18 protein-coding genes are annotated in these 19,160 nt (G+C 43.7%); 10 read left to right on the top strand and 8 right to left on the bottom strand.

From position 1 onward, the window contains the following. The first annotated feature begins 41 nt into the window (after positions 1 to 41). From E4N66_RS05450 to E4N66_RS05440, 3 genes are read left to right on the top strand one after another with little or no spacing between them, the layout of a single operon-like run. On the top strand, positions 42 to 1,871 hold the full coding sequence (locus E4N66_RS05450) for an ABC transporter ATP-binding protein (RefSeq protein WP_253729264.1): 1,830 nt from the start codon (positions 42 to 44) through the stop codon (positions 1,869 to 1,871). Positions 1,872 to 1,894: 23 nt separating this feature from the next. Then, positions 1,895 to 2,743: an ABC transporter transmembrane domain-containing protein gene (locus E4N66_RS05445; RefSeq protein WP_253729263.1), complete on the top strand. Its 849-nt coding sequence runs from the start codon at positions 1,895 to 1,897 to the stop codon at positions 2,741 to 2,743. Further along, complete coding sequence (locus E4N66_RS05440; protein ID WP_253729262.1) at positions 2,740 to 3,651, top strand: ABC transporter ATP-binding protein; 912 nt, start codon at positions 2,740 to 2,742, stop codon at positions 3,649 to 3,651. The genes E4N66_RS05445 and E4N66_RS05440 overlap by 4 nt, the downstream gene beginning before the upstream one ends. 60 nt (positions 3,652 to 3,711) lie before the next feature. Here E4N66_RS05440 and E4N66_RS05435 read toward each other — a convergent pair whose 3' ends face one another. The 5 genes from E4N66_RS05435 to E4N66_RS05415 are packed head-to-tail and all read right to left on the bottom strand — an operon-like array spanning position 3,712 to position 8,087. Then, entirely contained in the window at positions 3,712 to 4,470 is a 759-nt protein-coding gene (locus E4N66_RS05435; RefSeq protein ID WP_253729261.1) for an ABC transporter ATP-binding protein, read from the bottom strand. Beyond that, positions 4,463 to 5,479 carry a FecCD family ABC transporter permease gene (locus E4N66_RS05430; RefSeq protein ID WP_253729260.1) on the bottom strand — a complete coding sequence of 339 codons (1,017 nt, stop codon included), beginning with the start codon at positions 5,477 to 5,479 and terminating at the stop codon, positions 4,463 to 4,465. Before E4N66_RS05430 ends, E4N66_RS05435 begins: the two co-directional genes overlap by 8 nt. Further along, positions 5,480 to 6,547, bottom strand: coding sequence for an ABC transporter substrate-binding protein (locus E4N66_RS05425; protein ID WP_253729259.1), 1,068 nt, complete (start codon positions 6,545 to 6,547; stop codon positions 5,480 to 5,482). Between the two features lie 54 nt (positions 6,548 to 6,601). Continuing rightward, positions 6,602 to 7,051 carry a MarR family winged helix-turn-helix transcriptional regulator gene (locus E4N66_RS05420; protein WP_253729258.1) on the bottom strand — a complete coding sequence of 150 codons (450 nt, stop codon included), beginning with the start codon at positions 7,049 to 7,051 and terminating at the stop codon, positions 6,602 to 6,604. Then, positions 7,041 to 8,087: an acetylserotonin O-methyltransferase gene (locus tag E4N66_RS05415; RefSeq protein WP_253729257.1), complete on the bottom strand. Its 1,047-nt coding sequence runs from the start codon at positions 8,085 to 8,087 to the stop codon at positions 7,041 to 7,043. The genes E4N66_RS05420 and E4N66_RS05415 overlap by 11 nt, the downstream gene beginning before the upstream one ends. Before the next feature lie 468 nt (positions 8,088 to 8,555). Between E4N66_RS05415 and E4N66_RS05410 the strand changes: the two genes are divergently transcribed. The 4 genes from E4N66_RS05410 to E4N66_RS05395 all read left to right on the top strand — a co-directional run bounded on the left by E4N66_RS05410 (position 8,556) and on the right by E4N66_RS05395 (position 12,053). Next, positions 8,556 to 9,149: a TetR/AcrR family transcriptional regulator gene (locus E4N66_RS05410; protein WP_253729256.1), complete on the top strand. Its 594-nt coding sequence runs from the start codon at positions 8,556 to 8,558 to the stop codon at positions 9,147 to 9,149. A gap of 96 nt (positions 9,150 to 9,245) precedes the next feature. After that, complete coding sequence (locus E4N66_RS05405) at positions 9,246 to 9,839, top strand: MptD family putative ECF transporter S component (protein ID WP_253729255.1); 594 nt, start codon at positions 9,246 to 9,248, stop codon at positions 9,837 to 9,839. A gap of 76 nt (positions 9,840 to 9,915) precedes the next feature. Beyond that, positions 9,916 to 10,596 (top strand): energy-coupling factor transporter transmembrane component T, encoded by a 681-nt coding sequence (locus E4N66_RS05400; RefSeq protein ID WP_371922460.1) that lies wholly within the window; start codon positions 9,916 to 9,918, stop codon positions 10,594 to 10,596. 17 nt (positions 10,597 to 10,613) lie between these two features. Next, positions 10,614 to 12,053, top strand: a complete 1,440-nt coding sequence (locus E4N66_RS05395) for an ABC transporter ATP-binding protein (RefSeq protein ID WP_253729253.1) — start codon at positions 10,614 to 10,616, stop codon at positions 12,051 to 12,053. A gap of 232 nt (positions 12,054 to 12,285) precedes the next feature. On the opposite strand, the gene E4N66_RS05390 is transcribed toward E4N66_RS05395, so the two are convergent. From E4N66_RS05390 to E4N66_RS05380, 3 genes are read right to left on the bottom strand one after another with little or no spacing between them, the layout of a single operon-like run. Further along, complete coding sequence (locus tag E4N66_RS05390) at positions 12,286 to 12,882, bottom strand: MptD family putative ECF transporter S component (RefSeq protein ID WP_253729252.1); 597 nt, start codon at positions 12,880 to 12,882, stop codon at positions 12,286 to 12,288. Positions 12,883 to 12,886: 4 nt separating this feature from the next. Next, the gene (locus tag E4N66_RS05385; RefSeq protein WP_253729251.1) at positions 12,887 to 14,362 is read right to left on the bottom strand and encodes an ABC transporter ATP-binding protein; all 1,476 of its coding nucleotides are present in this window, start codon (positions 14,360 to 14,362) and stop codon (positions 12,887 to 12,889) included. 15 nt (positions 14,363 to 14,377) lie between these two features. Then, positions 14,378 to 15,097, bottom strand: coding sequence for an energy-coupling factor transporter transmembrane component T (locus E4N66_RS05380; protein WP_253729250.1), 720 nt, complete (start codon positions 15,095 to 15,097; stop codon positions 14,378 to 14,380). A 473-nt stretch (positions 15,098 to 15,570) separates the two neighbouring features. Between E4N66_RS05380 and E4N66_RS05375 the strand changes: the two genes are divergently transcribed. The 3 genes from E4N66_RS05375 to E4N66_RS05365 all read left to right on the top strand — a co-directional run bounded on the left by E4N66_RS05375 (position 15,571) and on the right by E4N66_RS05365 (position 19,086). Continuing rightward, on the top strand, positions 15,571 to 16,518 hold the full coding sequence (locus E4N66_RS05375; protein WP_253729249.1) for a helix-turn-helix domain-containing protein: 948 nt from the start codon (positions 15,571 to 15,573) through the stop codon (positions 16,516 to 16,518). A gap of 75 nt (positions 16,519 to 16,593) precedes the next feature. Continuing rightward, entirely contained in the window at positions 16,594 to 17,571 is a 978-nt protein-coding gene (locus E4N66_RS05370) for a helix-turn-helix domain-containing protein (protein WP_253729248.1), read from the top strand. A 462-nt stretch (positions 17,572 to 18,033) separates the two neighbouring features. Further along, complete coding sequence (locus E4N66_RS05365; protein WP_253728401.1) at positions 18,034 to 19,086, top strand: IS110 family RNA-guided transposase; 1,053 nt, start codon at positions 18,034 to 18,036, stop codon at positions 19,084 to 19,086. Positions 19,087 to 19,160: the final 74 nt, after the last annotated feature.

Here is a 19,160-nt window from a genome sequence, read left to right as displayed (position 1 = left end):
ACAGGTTGCTTTGAAATGTAAGTGAGGTCGAGGAGCGGATTATGACTGAGAACCATAAACAAAAAGGTGTGTTGGAGCGGGTGTTTGCCGTTTCACCGAAGGGGAAGGGACTGCTGGCAGCGAGCTGTATTGCTTCCGTGCTCGGTATGGTGCTGAGCTTGGTGCCTTATCTCTCCGTGTATTTTATCTGCAAATATTTTCTGCTGGGAGCGGCGGGGGAGCACGGCGGTATTGTGCTGTGGACGGCGGTTGCCGGAGGCGCCATTATCGGAAATATGGTGTTCACATTTTTAGGCAGCGCCGGGTGCCATGCGGTTGCCTTTGATGCGCTGTATCGTTACCGCCTGTATGTGATGGAACATCTCGGCCGTATTTCGATGAGCTATTTTTCTACGCACACGAGCGGCGGTATTCAAAAAGTGATGGATGAAAATATCGAAAAAATGGAAAGGTTTATCGCGCATATACTGCCTGATCTTATCGGCTCGCTGGTTATGGTGATTATCCTGTTCTTGAGTATCGCGTATCTGAACCTCGTATTAGCTGCGGCTGTCGTAGCTGCAATTATCGCGGGTTTCTTTTTTCAGATGCTGGTTTTCGGCGGCAACAAGGTAAAAACGATTATGACAGCAGTGACGCAGTCCTCCACAAAGATGACGGGCGCCTTTTCGGAATATGTGCGGGGTATGGCTGAGGTTAAACTGTTCGGACGTGCGGGGGCGGTAACGAATGCGTTGAAACAGCATATCGCCGCGTATATGGGGTGGGAGATAAAAAGTTATAAAAACAGCGCGTTCGCGATGAGCATGTACAAGAGTATTGTGCTGTCGCTTTTGAGTGTGGCGCTGCCTGTCGGCGTATGGCTGCTTGCCCGCAATCCGAGCAAGGAGTTAATTCTTTCTATTTTGATGACACTGATTCTTGTACCGGCATTGTTTGAACCGCTGACCGGCTGTATCGAATATGCAACGCAGCTGCGGATGCTGCAAGCAGGGCTTGTGCAAATTGATGAGATTGTGCAGGAACCGTCATATATCGATTCCGATACAGGAGCAATAGATACAGATACAGATGCCGGAGCCGCTGCTTTTGTACCGCACAGCTGGGAGGTGTGTTTTGACAATGTTTCTTTTTCGTACCAAAAAAGCGACGACCCACTGCGGAAGCAGGCGCTGTCCGGGATATCGTTTACTGCACCGCAGGGACAAATGACAGCGCTGGTCGGAGAATCAGGCGGAGGGAAATCAACAATCGGACAGCTGCTCTTGCGCTTTTGGGAAACGGAAGAAGGGGCAATTACTATCGGCGGTGTGTCTATCCGCGATATTCCTTTTTCCCGCCTGATGGAGTATACGGCGGCGGTTTTTCAAGACACGTACATCTTTGCGGGTACTGTTATGGAAAACATCAGAATGCATTCACACGCGAGCGATGAAGCGGTTATGGAAGCTGCACGGCAGGCGTGCTGTCACGATTTTATTATGAAGCTGCCGCACGGGTACGGCACGATGGTCGGGTCGGGACACAGCAAACTGTCGGGAGGAGAAGCACAGCGGATTTCCACTGCGAGGGCGATTTTGAAAAATACACCGATTGTTATTCTTGATGAAGCGCTTGCCTACACGGATGCGGAAAATGAAAACCAAATTCAGACGGCGATTAAAAATCTGGTACGGGATAAAACATTCATCGTCATTGCTCATCGGCTGCAAAGCATTGCGGAAGCCGGTCAAATCTTGGTGATGCAGAACGGAAAGATTATTGAACGCGGTACGCACCACATACTTATGAGCGGAGACACGGAGTATAAAGCCCTGTGGGACTTACAGCACACCGTGGACGAATGGTCGATTGATCGGCGGCATGAATAAGGAATAAGAAGGAGATTGACAGTATGAAAACTATCATCAATGCATTTACGATGGGGCATCCAAAGCAGATGATTGGACCGGCGCTGTGCCATTTTTTTGAAGGACCGACGATTTCGTTCCCTGCCGTCGCCGTATACTTTGCAATCAATTTGTTGGCTGAAGGTTTTGCGAATCCGGCTTCGCTGAATATGTACACGCTCCGCATCATCTGTATTGTAATGGGCGGCTTGTTTGCCGTGCAGCTATTCGTCAGCTGGGGTTCGTTTCTCGGTACGTTCTTACCGGCTGCAACACACTCGGCTGAAAACAAAACCGATTTTGTCTACAAACTGAAAACACTGCCGCTCGGTTATTTTTCCAAAAAGGCGGCAGGAGAGCTGATCAATACTTTTACGTCGGACTTTCTTGCGCTTGAACAGTCGATGGTCGCCCTGTTTACCGGCTTGGCAGGGGTAGTATTCAGCTGCATCATCACATCCCTCTTTATGTTTTATTTTAATCCGCAGATGGCCTTCGCGTTTTATATGACGATGCCGGTTGCAGCGCTCATCATCGTGCTTTCATTAAAGACATTCGGAAAACTGGATTCTGCAGCAAAGTCGGCAAAAGACGCGGCAGCCGATTCGCTAAATGAATATCTTTTCGGGATGAAGGTGCTGCGCTCATATAATCAGACGGGACAGGGATTTACCCGCCTGAGTAACGCATATCATGATGTGCGGGATACTGCTTTAAAAGGAGAAATCACCGGCGGTACGCTTTTATCGCTTGCCGTAACCTGCATCCGGCCCGGTCTGCCGCTTATGTGCTTTACCGGCGCCTATCGTATTCAAGGCGGACGGTTTGCATTGGTTGATTATCTCAGTTTGTGATTATTGTCGGTACGAAGATTGTCAGCCCCTTGCTCGTTTGGATGCGCTATATCGCACTCCTGCGGGTACACTATGTGTCAGCGTCCCGCATCGGTGCAGTGATGAAGCAGGACCCCTTACCGGGAACGGTGGAACACTTTGCGGTTGACGATATCGTATTTAAGAATGTCGGCTTTTCGTATGTGAAGGGAAGCGACAGCGCCGTACTGAAAGATGTGTCGTTCACTATCCCGAAAGGAAAACTCACGGCGATTGTGGGCCCGAGCGGAAGCGGAAAATCGACGATTATCCGGCTGCTGGCGCGATTTTGGGAAGCCGACACCGGAACGATTCTATGTGGTAATACGCCGATAAAAACAATCGACAGTGAAAAATGGCTTGCGGCAGTTTCTATGGTGCTGCAGGATGTGTATTTGTTTCACGAAACGATTCGGGAAAATATTTTATTCGGCAGAAAGGATGCGTCCGAAGAGAAGATGATTGAAGCGGCGAAAAAGGCGAATTGCCACGATTTTATTATGAAGCTGCCGCAAGGGTATGATACGGTTGCAGGTGAAGGAGGCTCCACGCTTTCCGGCGGAGAAAAACAGCGGATTGCTATTGCGCGGGCGTTACTGAAAGATGCTCCCCTTTTGCTGCTCGATGAGCCGACTGCCAGTTTGGATGCACGGAATGAGGTTGCAGTACAAAAAGCGATTGGTCAGCTGGTACGGAATAAAACCGTCATAATGATTGCCCACCGCCTTAAAACAGTCGAACACGCCGATCAGATTCTGGTCGTGAACGAGGGGCGCATTGAAGAAACCGGTACACACCGCGAACTGCTTGCACGCAACGGGCTGTACGCCCGCTTGTGGAATCTGCAAAACCGCTCGAAGGAATGGTCGCTGAAAAACATCCATCAATAGACGATTCCTGTAAAGATTGAATCTATATTAAACTTTTTGAAAACAGGACATCTTCTTCCGCTATATTTTCAGCAGCAGTGCAGTTGACGTATTCACCTGCACAATTTCCACATTCGCGTTGAAAAAAGATTGCACGTTTTCTTGTGTAATAATATCGCGGATATTGCCGAAAAGATAAGTTTGTCTGGACAGCAATAAGCCCTTATCTGCAATGCGGATAATATTTTGGATATAATGCGAATTAATGATGATAGCGGTATGGTGCGATTTTGCAAGCGTTTGTAATATCTTCAAAAGTTGCGCCTGATTATAAAAATCCAAGTTTGATTCCGGTTCATCGAGAATAAGCAGACGAGGCTGAGAAACTAATGCCTTTGCGATATATACCATTTGCATTTCTCCGCCGCTTAACCGGTTGCAGTTTTTATTCTTTAAATGACCGATATGCAAATTCGCAAGAATATTTTCGCTTATTTCATAATCTTTTTTTGAAGGGGCTGCAAAGTATCGGTTTACACCGCACCTACCAAATGAAACAAAATCAAAAACGGTGTAAGCAAACGAAGGACTTTTTGCCTGCGGTACGTATGCTAAAAATCGGTGCGCTTCTTTTGACGGACGATTTATAATGAAAGAAAATCCTGCCGTCCATTCGAATATACCTGCAATGCACTTTAACAATGTTGTTTTTCCTATTCCATTGCATCCCATAACGGCAAGGATTTCACCTTCGCTCACGGTAAACGAAATATCATGTAAAATCGGTTTTGTACGGGGGTATGCAAAAGAGGCGCACTTCACTTCGACTATGTTATTCATGTCCAGAGGCATCCTTAAATAAAAAAAGCAAAGCAAAAAGCGGCGCGCCGGTTAGTGAGGTGATAATGCCGATGGGAATTTCCGAAAAGCCGATTGTTCGAGCAAAGGTGTCGGAAAGCAGCATAAACAAAGCGCCGAATACGCTTGAAAGCGGCAGTACATATCCGTGATTCGAGCCGATAATTTTTCGAGTTGCATGAGGAATTACCAGCCCTACCCAGCCGATCATACCGCTTACCGTAACGGCAGAAGCGATCAGTACAGTCGCTGCACCAAGCACAATACTTTTAACGAGCTTTGGATGCACACCGGCGATTTTTGCTTCATCATCTCCGAGCGATAAAATATTTAACTTCCAGCGAAATAGGTATAACAGTCCCGTTCCAAGCAAGAACGGAAGCAGAATAAAAGTAATTTGTGCCGAGCCGGAGGATGCAAAGCTGCCCATCAGCCAAAACGTAATTGCAGGCAGGGTATCGTTCGGATCTGCTGCAAATTTTAGAATGGAAAGCATGGAAACAAATAATGATGAAGTAATGATACCGCTTAATACAATAGATAAAACAGAAAAATCTTTTTTCAATCTACATAATGCAACCACAAAAAAGATACTGAGTAGTCCTGCAGTAAAGGAGAGTATAAGTGTTGCGAAGAGATTATTGCCGAAGAATAGAATCCCTGCTGCGGCTCCAAATCCTGAAGCGGAAGCGGTTCCCAACACATCGGGACTCGCAAGCGGATTTTGCAAAATACCCTGCATCGCTGTACCTGCCAGAGCAAGTGCAGCGCCTACCATAATCGATAGTATCACTCGCGGAAGACGGATATCGAAGAAGATATGCCGTTTTACATCACCGTCGGAGACTGCTTGCCGTATAAAAAGCTTTGCAATATCGGACGGCATAATCTGAAACCGTCCGATAAAACAAGCGGCAATTGCTGCTGCCGTTAAAAGCACTATACCGGCAATAAGTATTTTGCGATATGAGGTATGACCGTACCTGTACATTTACTGTATCGCTATCGGTTTAAGCATATCACTGATGACGGCATCCGGTAAATCGGCAGCATACATTTCTTTGTAATAGTGCTTTATTCTTGCTTTGAATTCAGCCTCGGTATACCTATCGGGATATACTTTCAGCAGCATCCAAAGCGGCACCAAAGGGGAATCGGCACACGGCATTCCCCAGCTGTATGTGCCTTGCGGAATATCGAATACATGTTTTTCTTTTACCGCAGTAATAAACGACCAGTCGGAGCCGTCTACTTTGTTTTGTAAAATATGCGCAGCGGCGATTACATTTTTTCCGACTCGCATGTTATTGATAAAAATCACATCGGGATTCCACGCATGAATCTGTTCCATAGAAACGGCTGCCTGTCCTGCTCCATCAGCAAAGCCTTCTACTGCCGCGCTATTTTCAAAACCTGCCATCTTTAAAAATGCATCTCCATAACTGTTTTTTCCGCTTACGGTAATCTTCCCGCCAAGATAGCTGAAAATAAAGAGCGCTTTTAATTTTTTATGTTCACCTGTATGCAAAATTTTTTCAGTGAGTGTATTTGTTTCCTGCCACTGCTTTTTAAACTGTTCGGGATTTTTTATGCGGAAAGTATCTGCGAGCAGCGCTTCCCATTTTTCCGTTAGCGTTTGGGGATTCATATCTTTCAGGTGCATATTCAACATCGGTGCATCGATACTCGCCAAATTCTTTTTTTCAAAATCCCCGTAATAGATAATCAGTGAAGGATGTAACGATGCCAAACTTTCGACATTGATTGTAAAATCGTTATTGACGAACGAAGTGTCGATGTTTTTCGCACTGGGATTTACAATATGCAGCACCTGCGGATTTGATGTTGAAAATGTCCGCGGATTTACACCGACAACGGAATCTGCAAGCTGCGGAAAAGTAAGCAGCATCGAATAAACCGGCGGTGATAAATTAACGATACGGGTATGTTGTTGTTCCCGTTCGGATTTTTCTGCACCATGCGATTCTTTTTGTCCCGCAGCAAAAAGACTGAGACCCAATACGGAAATAAAAACCGCATATACAATTTTCTTATTCATATTTTCCTCCATAAAAATACTCGTCCACAATAATAGTAAAAACTTTTACAAGTTTTAAAAATGATTTGCTATCATCTCATTAGCTTTTTCTAAAAAGAGATTGATAAGAGAGCATTCTTGCTCATTCAGCGAATCGATAAAATCGAAAAAAGATTTATCATACGTTTGATGGTACTTCTCATGTGCAGTATACGCCGCTCGCCCTCTCTTTGTTAAAAATAATTTCTTTCGTTTTTTATCCTCCGTATCCTCCTCTTTTTCTACAAATCCGCGTTCCTCAAGTTTCAGCAAAGTCTTGTGAATAACCGCACGGGTAATCCCCATATCGCGGGCAATTTCCGAGCTGAATATTCCCGGATTATCTCCTATCTTTTTTATGATATGAATTTCACCGCGGTAAAACGTCATATCCTTCCCTGCAAAAGAAAGCGTGTTATTTTTTCCGTTTGCAATTTTCTCTATCAATGCTATGTATCGTTCAATCACAATATTTTTATTTGTCACTGCATACCTTCCTAAATACAATAAAAGGATATAAGCCGTCGGTGCCTTTTGTTATCGCTTTTAGACTGACGGAATTTAAAGCGGAGATCAGTATCTCTTTTAACAGAGCTTTATTTATGCGGAAGTTTTCATCCCTCGGTACTCTGCATCGGAGTTGTTGATTTTTTCGTCTGAGATTTCCCTTTAGCCACCGCGCTGCATATCGCGCCTTATCTTTCTCTGCGGCAAAAGCGGTATCATACACCAATAATAGTCCGCCTTCTTGCATCGCATCGCTTATTTTTTTAACAAAAGGCTCGATCTTCTCCGCCACGAACGGAAAAATACCTGAGGCAATAATGAAGTCATAACCTCCTCCGATATCATCCAAAAGAAAATTTCCTTCCATGATTGCAATGCGGTTTTTTGCCGGAGAATCGGCGATGAAACGCCGTGCGATAGATGCAATGTCTTTCTGCTCAAAAAGAACGCCTTCGCATTTTTTATACGATTTGACTACCGCAATGAGCAGTGCTCCTGAACCGCCGCCTAAATCAAGAACCTTTTTCGGCATAATGCCAAGTTCTTTAATCAGTGTAAGCAAGGGCTGTTTTCTCAATATGCTTATTTCCTTGGCGGTAATCCGTGCCATTTCAGTAAAATCAAAGACGGGACAGCTGCTTGGTTTATCGGATAGAGTTTCCGCTTCATTGCATATATCCGACAATCGTTTCCGATAAAGCAGTACATCGCCTATATACGATACACTCGAACGAACTAAAAACCGCTGCGTTTCATCGGTATTGTAATAGCATTCTCCATCAACGGTTATCAATCCTTGAGCAGCGAGTGCATCTAAAAATATCTTTAGAGATTGTGCATTGCCAAGATTGAGACTGCCGTATTTGTCGGCATTGCACGATATTACTGCAGCAAGCTCCTCAACCGTCTTACCGTTACTTAATACGGTAAACATATCAAACTCCAACGCTATAAAAAAAATCTGCGCATCCAATAGTGCGTCGAGCTTTGTATAATATTTTAAAACAGATTTCATCCTCCATCCTTTTTGTATGCCAGGTATACAAATATAATCGGAAATAAATATTTTGTAAAGTAATTGATGCCACCGAACATACTCTAAGATAAAAAATACACAAGGACGTATGCTTGTTGTCCGGTATTCTTTCTCTCTCTTTCCCGATCCTCTACGCTATATCTCTAAAATGCCGTTTTAAAATCAACACCCCCGACGCAGAGCGTTCGTCAAAACTATACATCCGTGTATAGTTTTGACTGTAATGTTGCAGCAGAGCTACAACATTGCTACTGCGTGGAACAACCGCCATCCGTGGCGGTAGAGTAATTGCGGGTATTAAGTCTCAGCGCGAATAAAACTTGTACATACAGGATGGCGTATGTAAGCCGCTTGACACATTTCCTTCCCGTAGATATACTCATCCTTATTATCGAGGAAACCCTCGATAACATCCAACTTTTACGGGTGCTCGTAGGTGTGAAAAAAATGATGAAGCGGAAACGGTTGCTCCCTCAAGAGCGGAAAAAAGAAATTAGAAAAGCGGCAGCGCGGATCTTTAAAGAGAAAGGTTTTTCTGCAACGACGATGGAAGATGTAATAGCGGAAAGCGGATTATCGACGGGCGGGGTGTATCATTATTATAAGAATACGGCTGACATTCTCTACGACCTTATGGAAGAAGGTAACCGGTACCGAATTAATGAAACCGTACAGCATATACGGCACGGAAGCTATACATCGTCGCAAGATATGGCAGCGCAGTTTATTGCAGATAAAATACTCGACGAAAACGAATATAAACCGCTGTATGCGCTCTTTTTATTGGAAAAAGAGCATAATCCTAAATTGCAGGAGCTGTATACACGGCTTAAAACGGAAGGACTACAGGAAATGCGAGATGCATTTGCTGTAGATCAAACAGTCGATGGAAGCGGCTATCTGGACGATTTCCTTTTTGTATTTACCAGCGCATTGACAATCGGTTTTGAATGTTTACAGGAAAAAGAAATCCTGCAAGCGAATCGGGAAGCGATTGTAGCAATGGTAAAAGCGTATTTGGAATATTGTCTGAAAATCTAATTATGTTTTTCAGTCGCTTGGGTATCTTTCAAAAACTCAAGGTTAGTTTTTAGAAGATACCTGCTTATGAATCAAGGTTTCTAAGGAGGTTTTACTATGAATACTCAAAAAGGGTTATCGGTAAAAGATTTGGTCACGACCGGTATTTTTACCGCATTGATGATTGTGTTTACAATGCTCGGCGGCATATTTTTTGCACCTAATCCGGTATTGACGTTTTATATGCCGATGGGCTGTGCCTTATTGTGTGGTCCTGTGTATTTGCTTTTAGTCGCAAAGGTTCACAAACGCTGGAGCATTACCATTCTCGGTATCATTTTAGGCTTTTTCTTTTTTGTTACCGGAATGCATTGGTCGATGGCGCTCGGCAATATCGGAATGGGCATTATCGCCGACATCGTTGCAGGCTGCGGTAAATATACCAATAAAAAACTCAATGCACTTTCGTATATGCTATTTATGCTTTCAAACACCTTTACCTATCTCATCTTTTTTATCGACCGTGATAGATGGATACACGCGATGCTGAAAAAAGGCACCGACGCTTCCTACATTGAAACCATGAACACCTCGGCAGCATCATGGATGCCTGTCGTGATTGTCGGCGGAACATTGCTCGTTGCAGCATTCAGTGCATGGGTAGGCAGCAAGATGCTGAAAAAACAATTTGAAAAAGCAGGACTTGTGTAATAATTAGTAATTTGTAATGGATAATGTTGATTACACATTACCAATTAAACATTACTCATTATTAAAGAAGGTTTTTATGTTCATTCTTGACCCGCAGACAAAGCTTTTTATACTGCTCTTGTGCGTTATTGCCGCCTCTCTCGCACCGTCTCTTTTATATGGAGCCGGGCTTGTCGTCCTTATTGGAATGATGGGAATCCTGTGCGGGTATTGGCGCAGTGCACTAACGGGGATCGCCGGTTATGCGCTCTTGTATGCGCTTACACTGTGGGCTGCCGGTCTGACGGGCACACTGAAGACAACACTGCTGGCTGCGTTTGGACTGTTTCACAAGGTATATCCCTGCGGTATGATGGGCGGCTTATTTATCACTTCAACAAAGGTGAACGAATTTTTATCTGCGATGCACCGGCTCCGCGTTTCCAAAAAGATTGTTATTCCGCTTGCAGTAATGATCCGTTATTTCCCCACAATCGGTGAAGATTGGCGGTACATTAAAGATGCAATGCGGATGCGTGATGTATCGCCGACGCTTGCAGGATTTGTGAAACAGCCGGTTATGACCGTTGAGTGTATTTACGTGCCGTTGCTGTCAGCAGCATCAAAAACAGCTGACGAGCTTTCTATCGCTGCCCTTACCCGCGGTATTGAAAATCCTCATCCGCGAACGTGTCTTGTGCAGACTCAATTTAGGTTTGCAGATGCCATCGCCAGTGTGGTCTTTTTACTGTATACAGCGCTGGCATTGCTAGTATAAAAAGGACTCATACTGTCATGATAACGATACAAGATGTTTCTTTTACCTATGCCGGTAATGAAACGGATGGCATACATCATATCAATTTAGAAATACAAAAAGGTGAGTGCGTTCTGCTCTGTGGACGTTCCGGTTGCGGCAAAACAACAGTTACGCGGTTGATCAACGGATTAATTCCTTCCTTTTATATGGGCACGCTCACCGGCTCCGTACTCATTGACAATCAGCCTGTCGGCGAATTACCACTGTATAAAATTGCCAAGCGGGTCGGTTCGGTGTTTCAAAATCCGCGGACACAATTTTTTAATGTTGATACCGACAGCGAAATTGCATTCGGTATTGAAAATGAAGGCTATCCGCAGGAGCAACTGGTACAGCGGGTACGGCAAACAGTCGAAGAGCTGCATATTGAAACTTTGAGCGGAAGAAATATCTTTGAGCTTTCCGGCGGCGAAAAACAAAAAATCGCCTTTGCCTCGGTGTATGCAATGAATCCCGATATATATGTACTTGATGAACCTTCGTCAAATTTGGATTCGGAATCGATTACTGCGCTACAAAGCTACATACGGAATATAAAAGCGCAAGGGAAGACGGTCATCGTTGCGGAGCACCGGCTGTATTATTTAGCTGATCTTGCAGATAAAATCGTATATATGGAAAACGGCTGTATTGCTCGCATATTCACACCGATGGAGTTTAAGTCGCTTTCTGCTGAAACACGTCACCGAATGGGGCTGCGGGCAATTCATTTGCAGGAAGAAATCCCTTCCTCTATACATAATGAGGCGATGGATATTCCGTCAGAAACTCCTTCATCGCTTATGTTAGAGCTGCAGAATGTTTCACTGTACCGTAAGAAAAAACTCATCCTCCATAATCTTTCTTTGTCTGCCCATGCAGGAGAGATTATTGCGATTACAGGTGCAAACGGTACGGGAAAGACAACCTTTGTCCGTGCATTGTGCGGTCTGCACAAGGAAACATCCGGCAGTTTTCTATGGAACGGAAAACCGCTTAAACCAAAGGAACGGTTACAGCATACGTATATGGTGATGCAGGATGTGAACTACCAGCTTTTTGCCGAAAGCGTGGAGGCAGAATGTTCATTCGGTTTGAAAACAGCACAAGCAGAAGCGGTAGAAGCAGCGCTTAACGCTTTGCATTTAATGGAAATCCGTACACGGCACCCCGGCTCTCTTTCGGGTGGGCAAAAACAACGGGTTGCGATTGCAGCGGGGCAGGTAAGCGCTAAGCCGCTGCTTGTGTTTGATGAACCCACAAGCGGACTTGACTACGATAGCATGGCGCGGGTTTCCGCTGTTATCCGCAGCCTTGCAGCGGGGCGCATCATCTTTATCGTTACTCACGACTATGAGTTTATACACAAAGCCTGCACACGGATTGTGCATTTAGGAGAAAACGGTATTCTTGATGATTACAGAACAAACAGTTAGGTTTGCAGTTTTCAGCGGCGCTATTTGCACTGCTGAAAATAAACGTTCCTTAAAATTGAACAACTGAACAAAGTGTCAACTTTGGAAGTTATTCAATTCGTGCGCGGAACGCGTACATATAATCCGCAAGTTTGCACAAAGCAAACTTGACGTGTTTTTCAGCGGCGCTATTTGCACCGCTGAAAATAAACGTTCTTTTACAAAATCCTTAAATCGCATGGTTGGCAATCTTTTACTTCATATCCTTAAAGTGCCGTTTTAAAATGAGCTTGCCGATATAAACACCGGCGATTCCGAAGATGACGGCGGATACGATGCCGATTACGGCGAAGGTTCCGGTAAAATATTTCACATATTCAAGTATTTCTTCCCGGCTCATTCCCATTTTCTGCCACTTTGCCAATTCCCGTTCCAAAAAGAAAAGGAAAGGGAACACGCCTCCGGTAAAATATGCAGCCTGCGTTAGTCCGTGACCGATACCGACCGAAAGCGTTTTGAATCCTGTTTTTGTGATAATTACATCAGCTATCAAGCCTATAATGACAACAAAAATTAAACAGTTGATACTTCCCATTCCGGTCAGCGTAAAAAGCGCAACACCCAAACCGGCAAACAGGGTCAATACGCCGAATCGCCGAACAGTCTTTACAACAAAAAGCACGATAGGTCCCATCAAAATTCCCGTCATACTGGGCGCAAACACGTGCATAACGGGAATAGTAACGGCTGTCAACATCCCGACCCCATAAATAACAGCTGCATAAATCGCCGCCATTAAACCGATTAAAACAAAGTGACTGATTTTCCAGTGATTGTTTTTTGTTTCCATACCTTTATAACCTCTCTTTAAAAATATGTTCCAACTGCATCGAGCCGTTCAATTGAAAATCTTCGTTTATCCGTCCGTTTTCCAAAAGAACAACTCTATTGCAGGTGTTCAAAATGAACTCATAATCATGCGTGATAATAACAGAGGCATTTGTCTTGCCCGTTATCGAATCGATTAATGCGCAGACATTTTGCATATTGCCGTAATCCAAACCGCTTGTCGGTTCGTCAAAAATAGTAAGCCGCTTATTTTGCAAAAATGATGATGCGACTACTAAACGCTGTTTTTGTCCCATCGACAGTGTAGTCGGGTGTTGTTCTTGCAGCTCTGAAAGACCAATTTTTGCAAGCACTGTTTGTATTTGATTTTTCCGGTCGTGCAGCATTTCGTTACCGAGCAATAAATCATCATATACACTGCACCCGAAAAGCTGAAAGTCTACATTCTGCATCACATACCCGACCGCCTTACTGCGTACCTTTGCAGGGAATACGCTTCCGTCAAATAAGAGATTGCCGCTTTTCTCTCGTTTTAATCCGCAAAGGATTTTTCCAAGCGTTGTTTTTCCGCAGCCGTTCTTACCGATTAAAGCGATTTTATCTCTGGGGTAGATTAAAAGATCAATTCCTTTCAAAACCTCCGCACTTTTATGATAGGAAAAATGAATATCGTGCAGCACCGATAACGGTTTGTCTATATGTTGCCGCTGCGGAGTAATCAGTGTATTGCGGTTGTTTTGAAATAAATGCAAGCCGCGAAGTCCTCGTTTGTGCAACTCATCATTACCGATAGTGCATAACGAATCTTTTTCATATTCCCGTACTATAGACCCGTTCTCCATTACGATGAGCCGGTCGCAGAGTTCCGCCAAATAATGCAGCCGATGCTCGATGATGAGTATCGTGTAACCTTCTAATTTTAGCTGTGCAAGTATTTGTGTAAGCAATTCAATGGATCGATAGTCAAGATTGGAAGACGGCTCATCCATCAGTATAACGCGCGTGTCCAACATTAAAACAGAAGCGATTGCAATTTTTTGTTTTTCACCTCCGGAGAGTTCCGAAAGCTTTTTGTTTAAAAGCGGTTCCAGCGATAACAGTTTTGTAACACGGTGCAGCCGCTCTTGCATTTCCTCTTTTTCTATACCGTAATTTTCGCATGGGTACACAAGATCGGAAAACACGTCGGTGGTAAAAAACTGGCTTTCGGGATTTTGAAAAACAGACGCTGCAATGTTTGATATATCGCATATTCGCATCGACGAAAGAGCATTGTCGTTTAGCGTAAGGTTGCCGGTTATTTCTCCTTCATAAAAATGAGGACACAGCCCATTTACACAGCGAAACAGCGTTGTTTTTCCGCAGCCGCTTTTTCCGGTAATAACAACCAATTCACCTTTTTTTACGGACAAGGATATGTGTCGAATTGCCTGTGCCGCAGCATCGTTATATTTGTAGCTTACATCGTTCAGATTGATCATACGCGCGGCTCTCATTCAAAACAATTTTACGCTTGTACTTGCCGTTAGAATTGCGAGTGCGGCGAACGAAAATATAAGGTCAACCGATCTGAGCCTGACATCAAAATACGATGTTTTCTTACCGGTGTTTTCAATGCCCTTGATCAGTGCTGCGCAGGAAAGTTCTTCGGCAGTTCGTAGACTTTTAAATAACATCGGCACGATTATAAATTCCATCGTCCTTATCGGATGAAGCATAGCCGAACGTTTTGAGGTGTACAAACCTTTCAGCTTCATCGAATCGATGATGATAAAAAAGTCATCTTTTATTGACGGAAAATAGCGAAACATTACCGCTATGCTGAGGATAATTCCTCTCGGTAGTCGCATACGTTCGAGCGGCATCGTAATTTCCGAAATATTCTTTTGCTTTTTAATTACCGTCCCCAGCAGCATAAAGGGAATAATTCGCTGTACGATAAAAGCGAGTATTCCGATAACGGAAAAAACCGCGGAGTGAAACACCGGCAACTTCAAATGAAAAATCAGTTGGTAATAGGAAAAGAACACTGCAAACAAAATAGCGTAGCACACTAAGGCACCGTATAATCCCGTTATGACCGGCACTGCCGCCGCAACGATAAAAGAGCTGAGCGTTACTTCCGGCTTTCCGGAAATCAGCATAAAAACCATAATCAACATATCTAAAAAAAGAAGTGTTCTCGCATCGAATACGGCCATTTTGTTTTCTTGCATATCGTACAACTTTTTCCTTTTTATATAGGCGCCGGTAATCTTTGGTGTTTAAATATTCGTCTTGAGCTTTTTTAACAAATACCGGAATCCTGTGTGTTATCATAGCTATATAAGTTAGCTGCGGCTATCAAAATGCCAAAGCATTGTCTTTTTGCCATATCTTTTGGCTGGGAGCGAAAGCGAGGAGGGTATGGAAGAAAATTTATTTTACCGGCATTATACAGGTTAATAGAAAAGTGACAAATATTTCTAAAATAAAATAATGTTCCATAACATAGCATTATTCGGCTATTTATTGTATAATATAGGACGTAGGAGCCTATTATGAGCCGTAAAGTTTTTTGTGAAAAAGATGAAATTGTAATTACCTATACCGATAACGGCATTCCGCAATCTTGACGCACTGGAGAGTGCCTGATATCCATAGCGTAGAAGTACAATTTTATAATTGATTATATTAGGAACCTTCAAAATTGACCAACAGTTATCAAAGTTTTATAGACCATACCGGCAGTACGCTTACAAAAAAAGGCGCGTTGCTGAACGAGTGTTTTGATACATACCAATTCTCATCCGATTACGGCAAAGGATACACTGCCGTATATCAACTCGATACCTATGCAAGCATTTGCATTGCAGAGCATTCATACGCCAGAGATTTTGAATATTCCGTGCCGACAGAGGACTCCATCAGCATACAGCAGTACGATTCCATCAATTCCGACCGGCGTTATCCGCAGGGAAATGTTTTAACGGGGATGCAGTATATCGATTATGCATCAGGCGATAGAACATACCGGTATGTTATTAAAAAAGATGTTCCTGCAAAGGTGATTGGTATTCAGCTGCTGCCGGATTATTACGAAACATATCTCAAAAAAGAGTTCGGTATAAAAGGAATTGATTTAAAAAAATATCTACAGGTGTTTCCGCATGGTGTTGTAATTCCTGAAATTGCAGCGATATTTAGCAAGATACGCAGCTTTAACGGGAGTGAACTTAGTTCACGGCTCTTTTTCAAAAGCAAGATCGATGAGCTGACTGCAATCATTATTCAGAAAGCGGAAGAGCTCCGCTGTACGGATGACAGGAAAATTGCAGCTTCCGACAAGCGTGCCGTTGCAAGGATTACGGAATATGCGAATACGCATTTGTCAAAAAACTTTTTATTGTCAGAGCTGGCGGCCGAAGTGTATATGAGTGTTTCAAAATTTAAATATGTGTTTAAGGCGGTTACGGGGCAAACATTCTCCGGCTACATAACGAAAAAGAGGATGGAAAAAGCCTGCGAGCTTTTAACGCATAGTAATCTCTATGTTGCGGAAATTGCTTACCGGCTCGGCTACAAAAATGCGGGAAGTTTTTCAACTCAATTTAAAAACTATACGGGTATCTTGCCGTCGGACTACCGCACCCATTGATATGTATCGATATTCGCTTATTTTTGTTTCATCCATCTTTATTAGACAGTATCACCCTCATAATGGAACCTTAATATGAACTCTTGTGCGCACGCAACCGAATGGCACGGAACACGTGCCGCTATTGTATCTAATACCAACTCGGTAACGGAATACGCTATTGCCTGCGATACGCCGAACGGACGCATGAAAACCTTTCATTTATTCTCAGGGATCGATTATGCACTTACAATCTTTGAAGCGTCCTCATGTGATTACCGCAAACATGCAGTATCCGATGTTATCGAAATAGCCTATTGCAAATCAGGCAGGTTTGAATGCGAATATAAAAGCGGTTACTTTACCTACCTTGGAGACGATGATTGCGCCATCGGCATTCTGGAAGCTCAAACCGAAAAGCCTTTTTTCCCGTTAGGATATTACACCGGCTGTACAATCATTATCGATGTCAAAAAGACAGGTATGGTTTTTCAGAATACGATCGAAGGCATATCCATTGACCTAGCGGCACTACTGCAAAACTATTGTCCCGACAATAAATGCTCAGTTATTAAAACACCGCCAATGCTGCTCCGTATATTCAATGAATTATATGAAGCATCCCAAGAGTGCCGCTTTCCCTCTGATACAACAAACGGCTACCTGCGGCTGAAAGTTTTAGAGCTGTTGTTTTTATTGCAGCACTATAAACCGCAAAAGCAGTCTGCGGCACATACCTGTTTTTCAGGAGTATATATAAAAAAGATAAAAGCGATTAAAGCTGATATTACGGAACACTGGAGCGAAAATCCGCGGTTAAAAGATTTGTCGCAAAAATACGGCATCGGTTTAACGGTAATGAAAGACTGTTTTAAGGCGGTATACGGAAAACCGATTTATGCTTTTCAAAAAGAATACAAAATGCAAAAAGCAGCGCAGTTATTACACACTACGGAAAAATCGATTACGGAAATTGCCTCCCTAATTGGATACGAAAACCCGAATAAGTTTTCTTCCGCTTTTAAGAATACATTCGGATGTTCTCCGCGGGAATACCGGCAGGATAATTTATAATTGATAATTTGTAATGGATAATTATTTTGGGCGTTCCGGTTCCCGTCGGGCTTTACGCTTATAGCTTTTTGCTGCATTTGTACCATTTCAGCAGTGTTTCTCCTCGCGTCGAAAACTGCATGTGACTTCTTCTGGCAGCAAAAAGGCTATCGCTGCAATCCCTAACGCTGTCCACGAATTGACATCCTTGTCAATTCGTGGACGACGAGATGATATGTTTTTAATTACCGGTGGATATGGTACCCTTATCTGACGGGATAAGGGGGCAGGCAGCAGGTTGACGCAAAACGTGAGAAAATCTTGAATAAAGATGAACCTCGTCGACGAGATTAACCTAAACCTGCTGCCGTAAATCAAAGTGCGGCCACACCGCTAACGGTGCGTACCGCGAATAGGAGTTACGGTAGTCCAAAAACCGGTAAAAGCTCCCTGTCCCCTATTTTATAGCACAAGGGGTGTCATATGCAAGGGAATGGTCGATGGATCGGATTGGATCTGAGCAAAAGAACGTATGAAATGTGTTACTTTGATCAGAAAGGAAAAGTCGGCAGATCAGGAGGAGAAACAACCAAAGGCGGAAGGGCAAAACTATACACGAAACTGAAGGCAGAAGATATTGTGGCGATGGAAGCGAATAGTCTCGCTTTTGTAATGGAAAAAGAGATGAGAGCAATCGGCTGCACAGTAGTCATCTTAAATGCTTCGCAGTTATCGGTTATCTATGCCAGCACGAAGAAGACGGATAAAGAAGATGCATTAAAGCTTGCTCGGCTGGTTAAGATATATGAAAAGGAAGATTTACCGACCGTTGATGTGCCGACCGATAAGGAATACTATCGTCGCAAACTCATCAAAGAGTACAAAACATTAAAGGGCGACCGGACACAGGAGCTCAATCGGCTCCACGCGTTATTCGTACAATGCGGGATAACAACGATTAAGCGGAGTAATTTGCAAACGGATGTAAATCGGCAAAAGGTGTTAGCACAACTTTTTGACTATGAAGCAGGGCAGGCACAACGATTGTGTCAGCGGCTTACGATGCTGGAGGTACAGATAGAGGAGTTGGAGCAGCTGATAAAAAAAGAATGTAAAGAGGATAAAGGTATCCAACGGCTGCAAACGATACCGGGAGTCGGAGATAAGACAGCGCTTGCTTTTGCGGCGTATGTAGGAGATGGCAAGCGCTTTAATAATGGAAACGAAGTGGCAAATTATGTAGGGCTGGTGCCGCGGGTAGATTGTTCGGGGACGATTAACAAGTATGGGCATATAACGAAGAAGGGGAATAAGGTTGTACGGGCTCTATTATATCAGGCGGCATGGGCGATAGTACGGAGTAAACATGGGGGAGCGTTAAAAGCAAAATACTTTTATATGACGGAGCGAGGGAAAGGAAAGAAGATATCGATAACAGCGATAGCACGAAAGATGGCGAAATTGTTGTACTTAGTAATGAAGAATAAACAGATGGAATATCAAGAAATGCCTGCCCCCGACTTACAAGCGGGATAAAACAGGCGTGTAAAACAAGGATTGCAGGGACGGGAGCGGCCAAGCAGAGAAAAAACTAAAAAGGTTTACTTTTC

Origin of the sequence: Treponema sp. OMZ 857 (assembly GCF_024181085.1) — a bacterium.
Taxonomy (GTDB): domain Bacteria; phylum Spirochaetota; class Spirochaetia; order Treponematales; family Treponemataceae; genus Treponema.
This window is presented reverse-complemented; position numbering and strand designations above follow the sequence as displayed.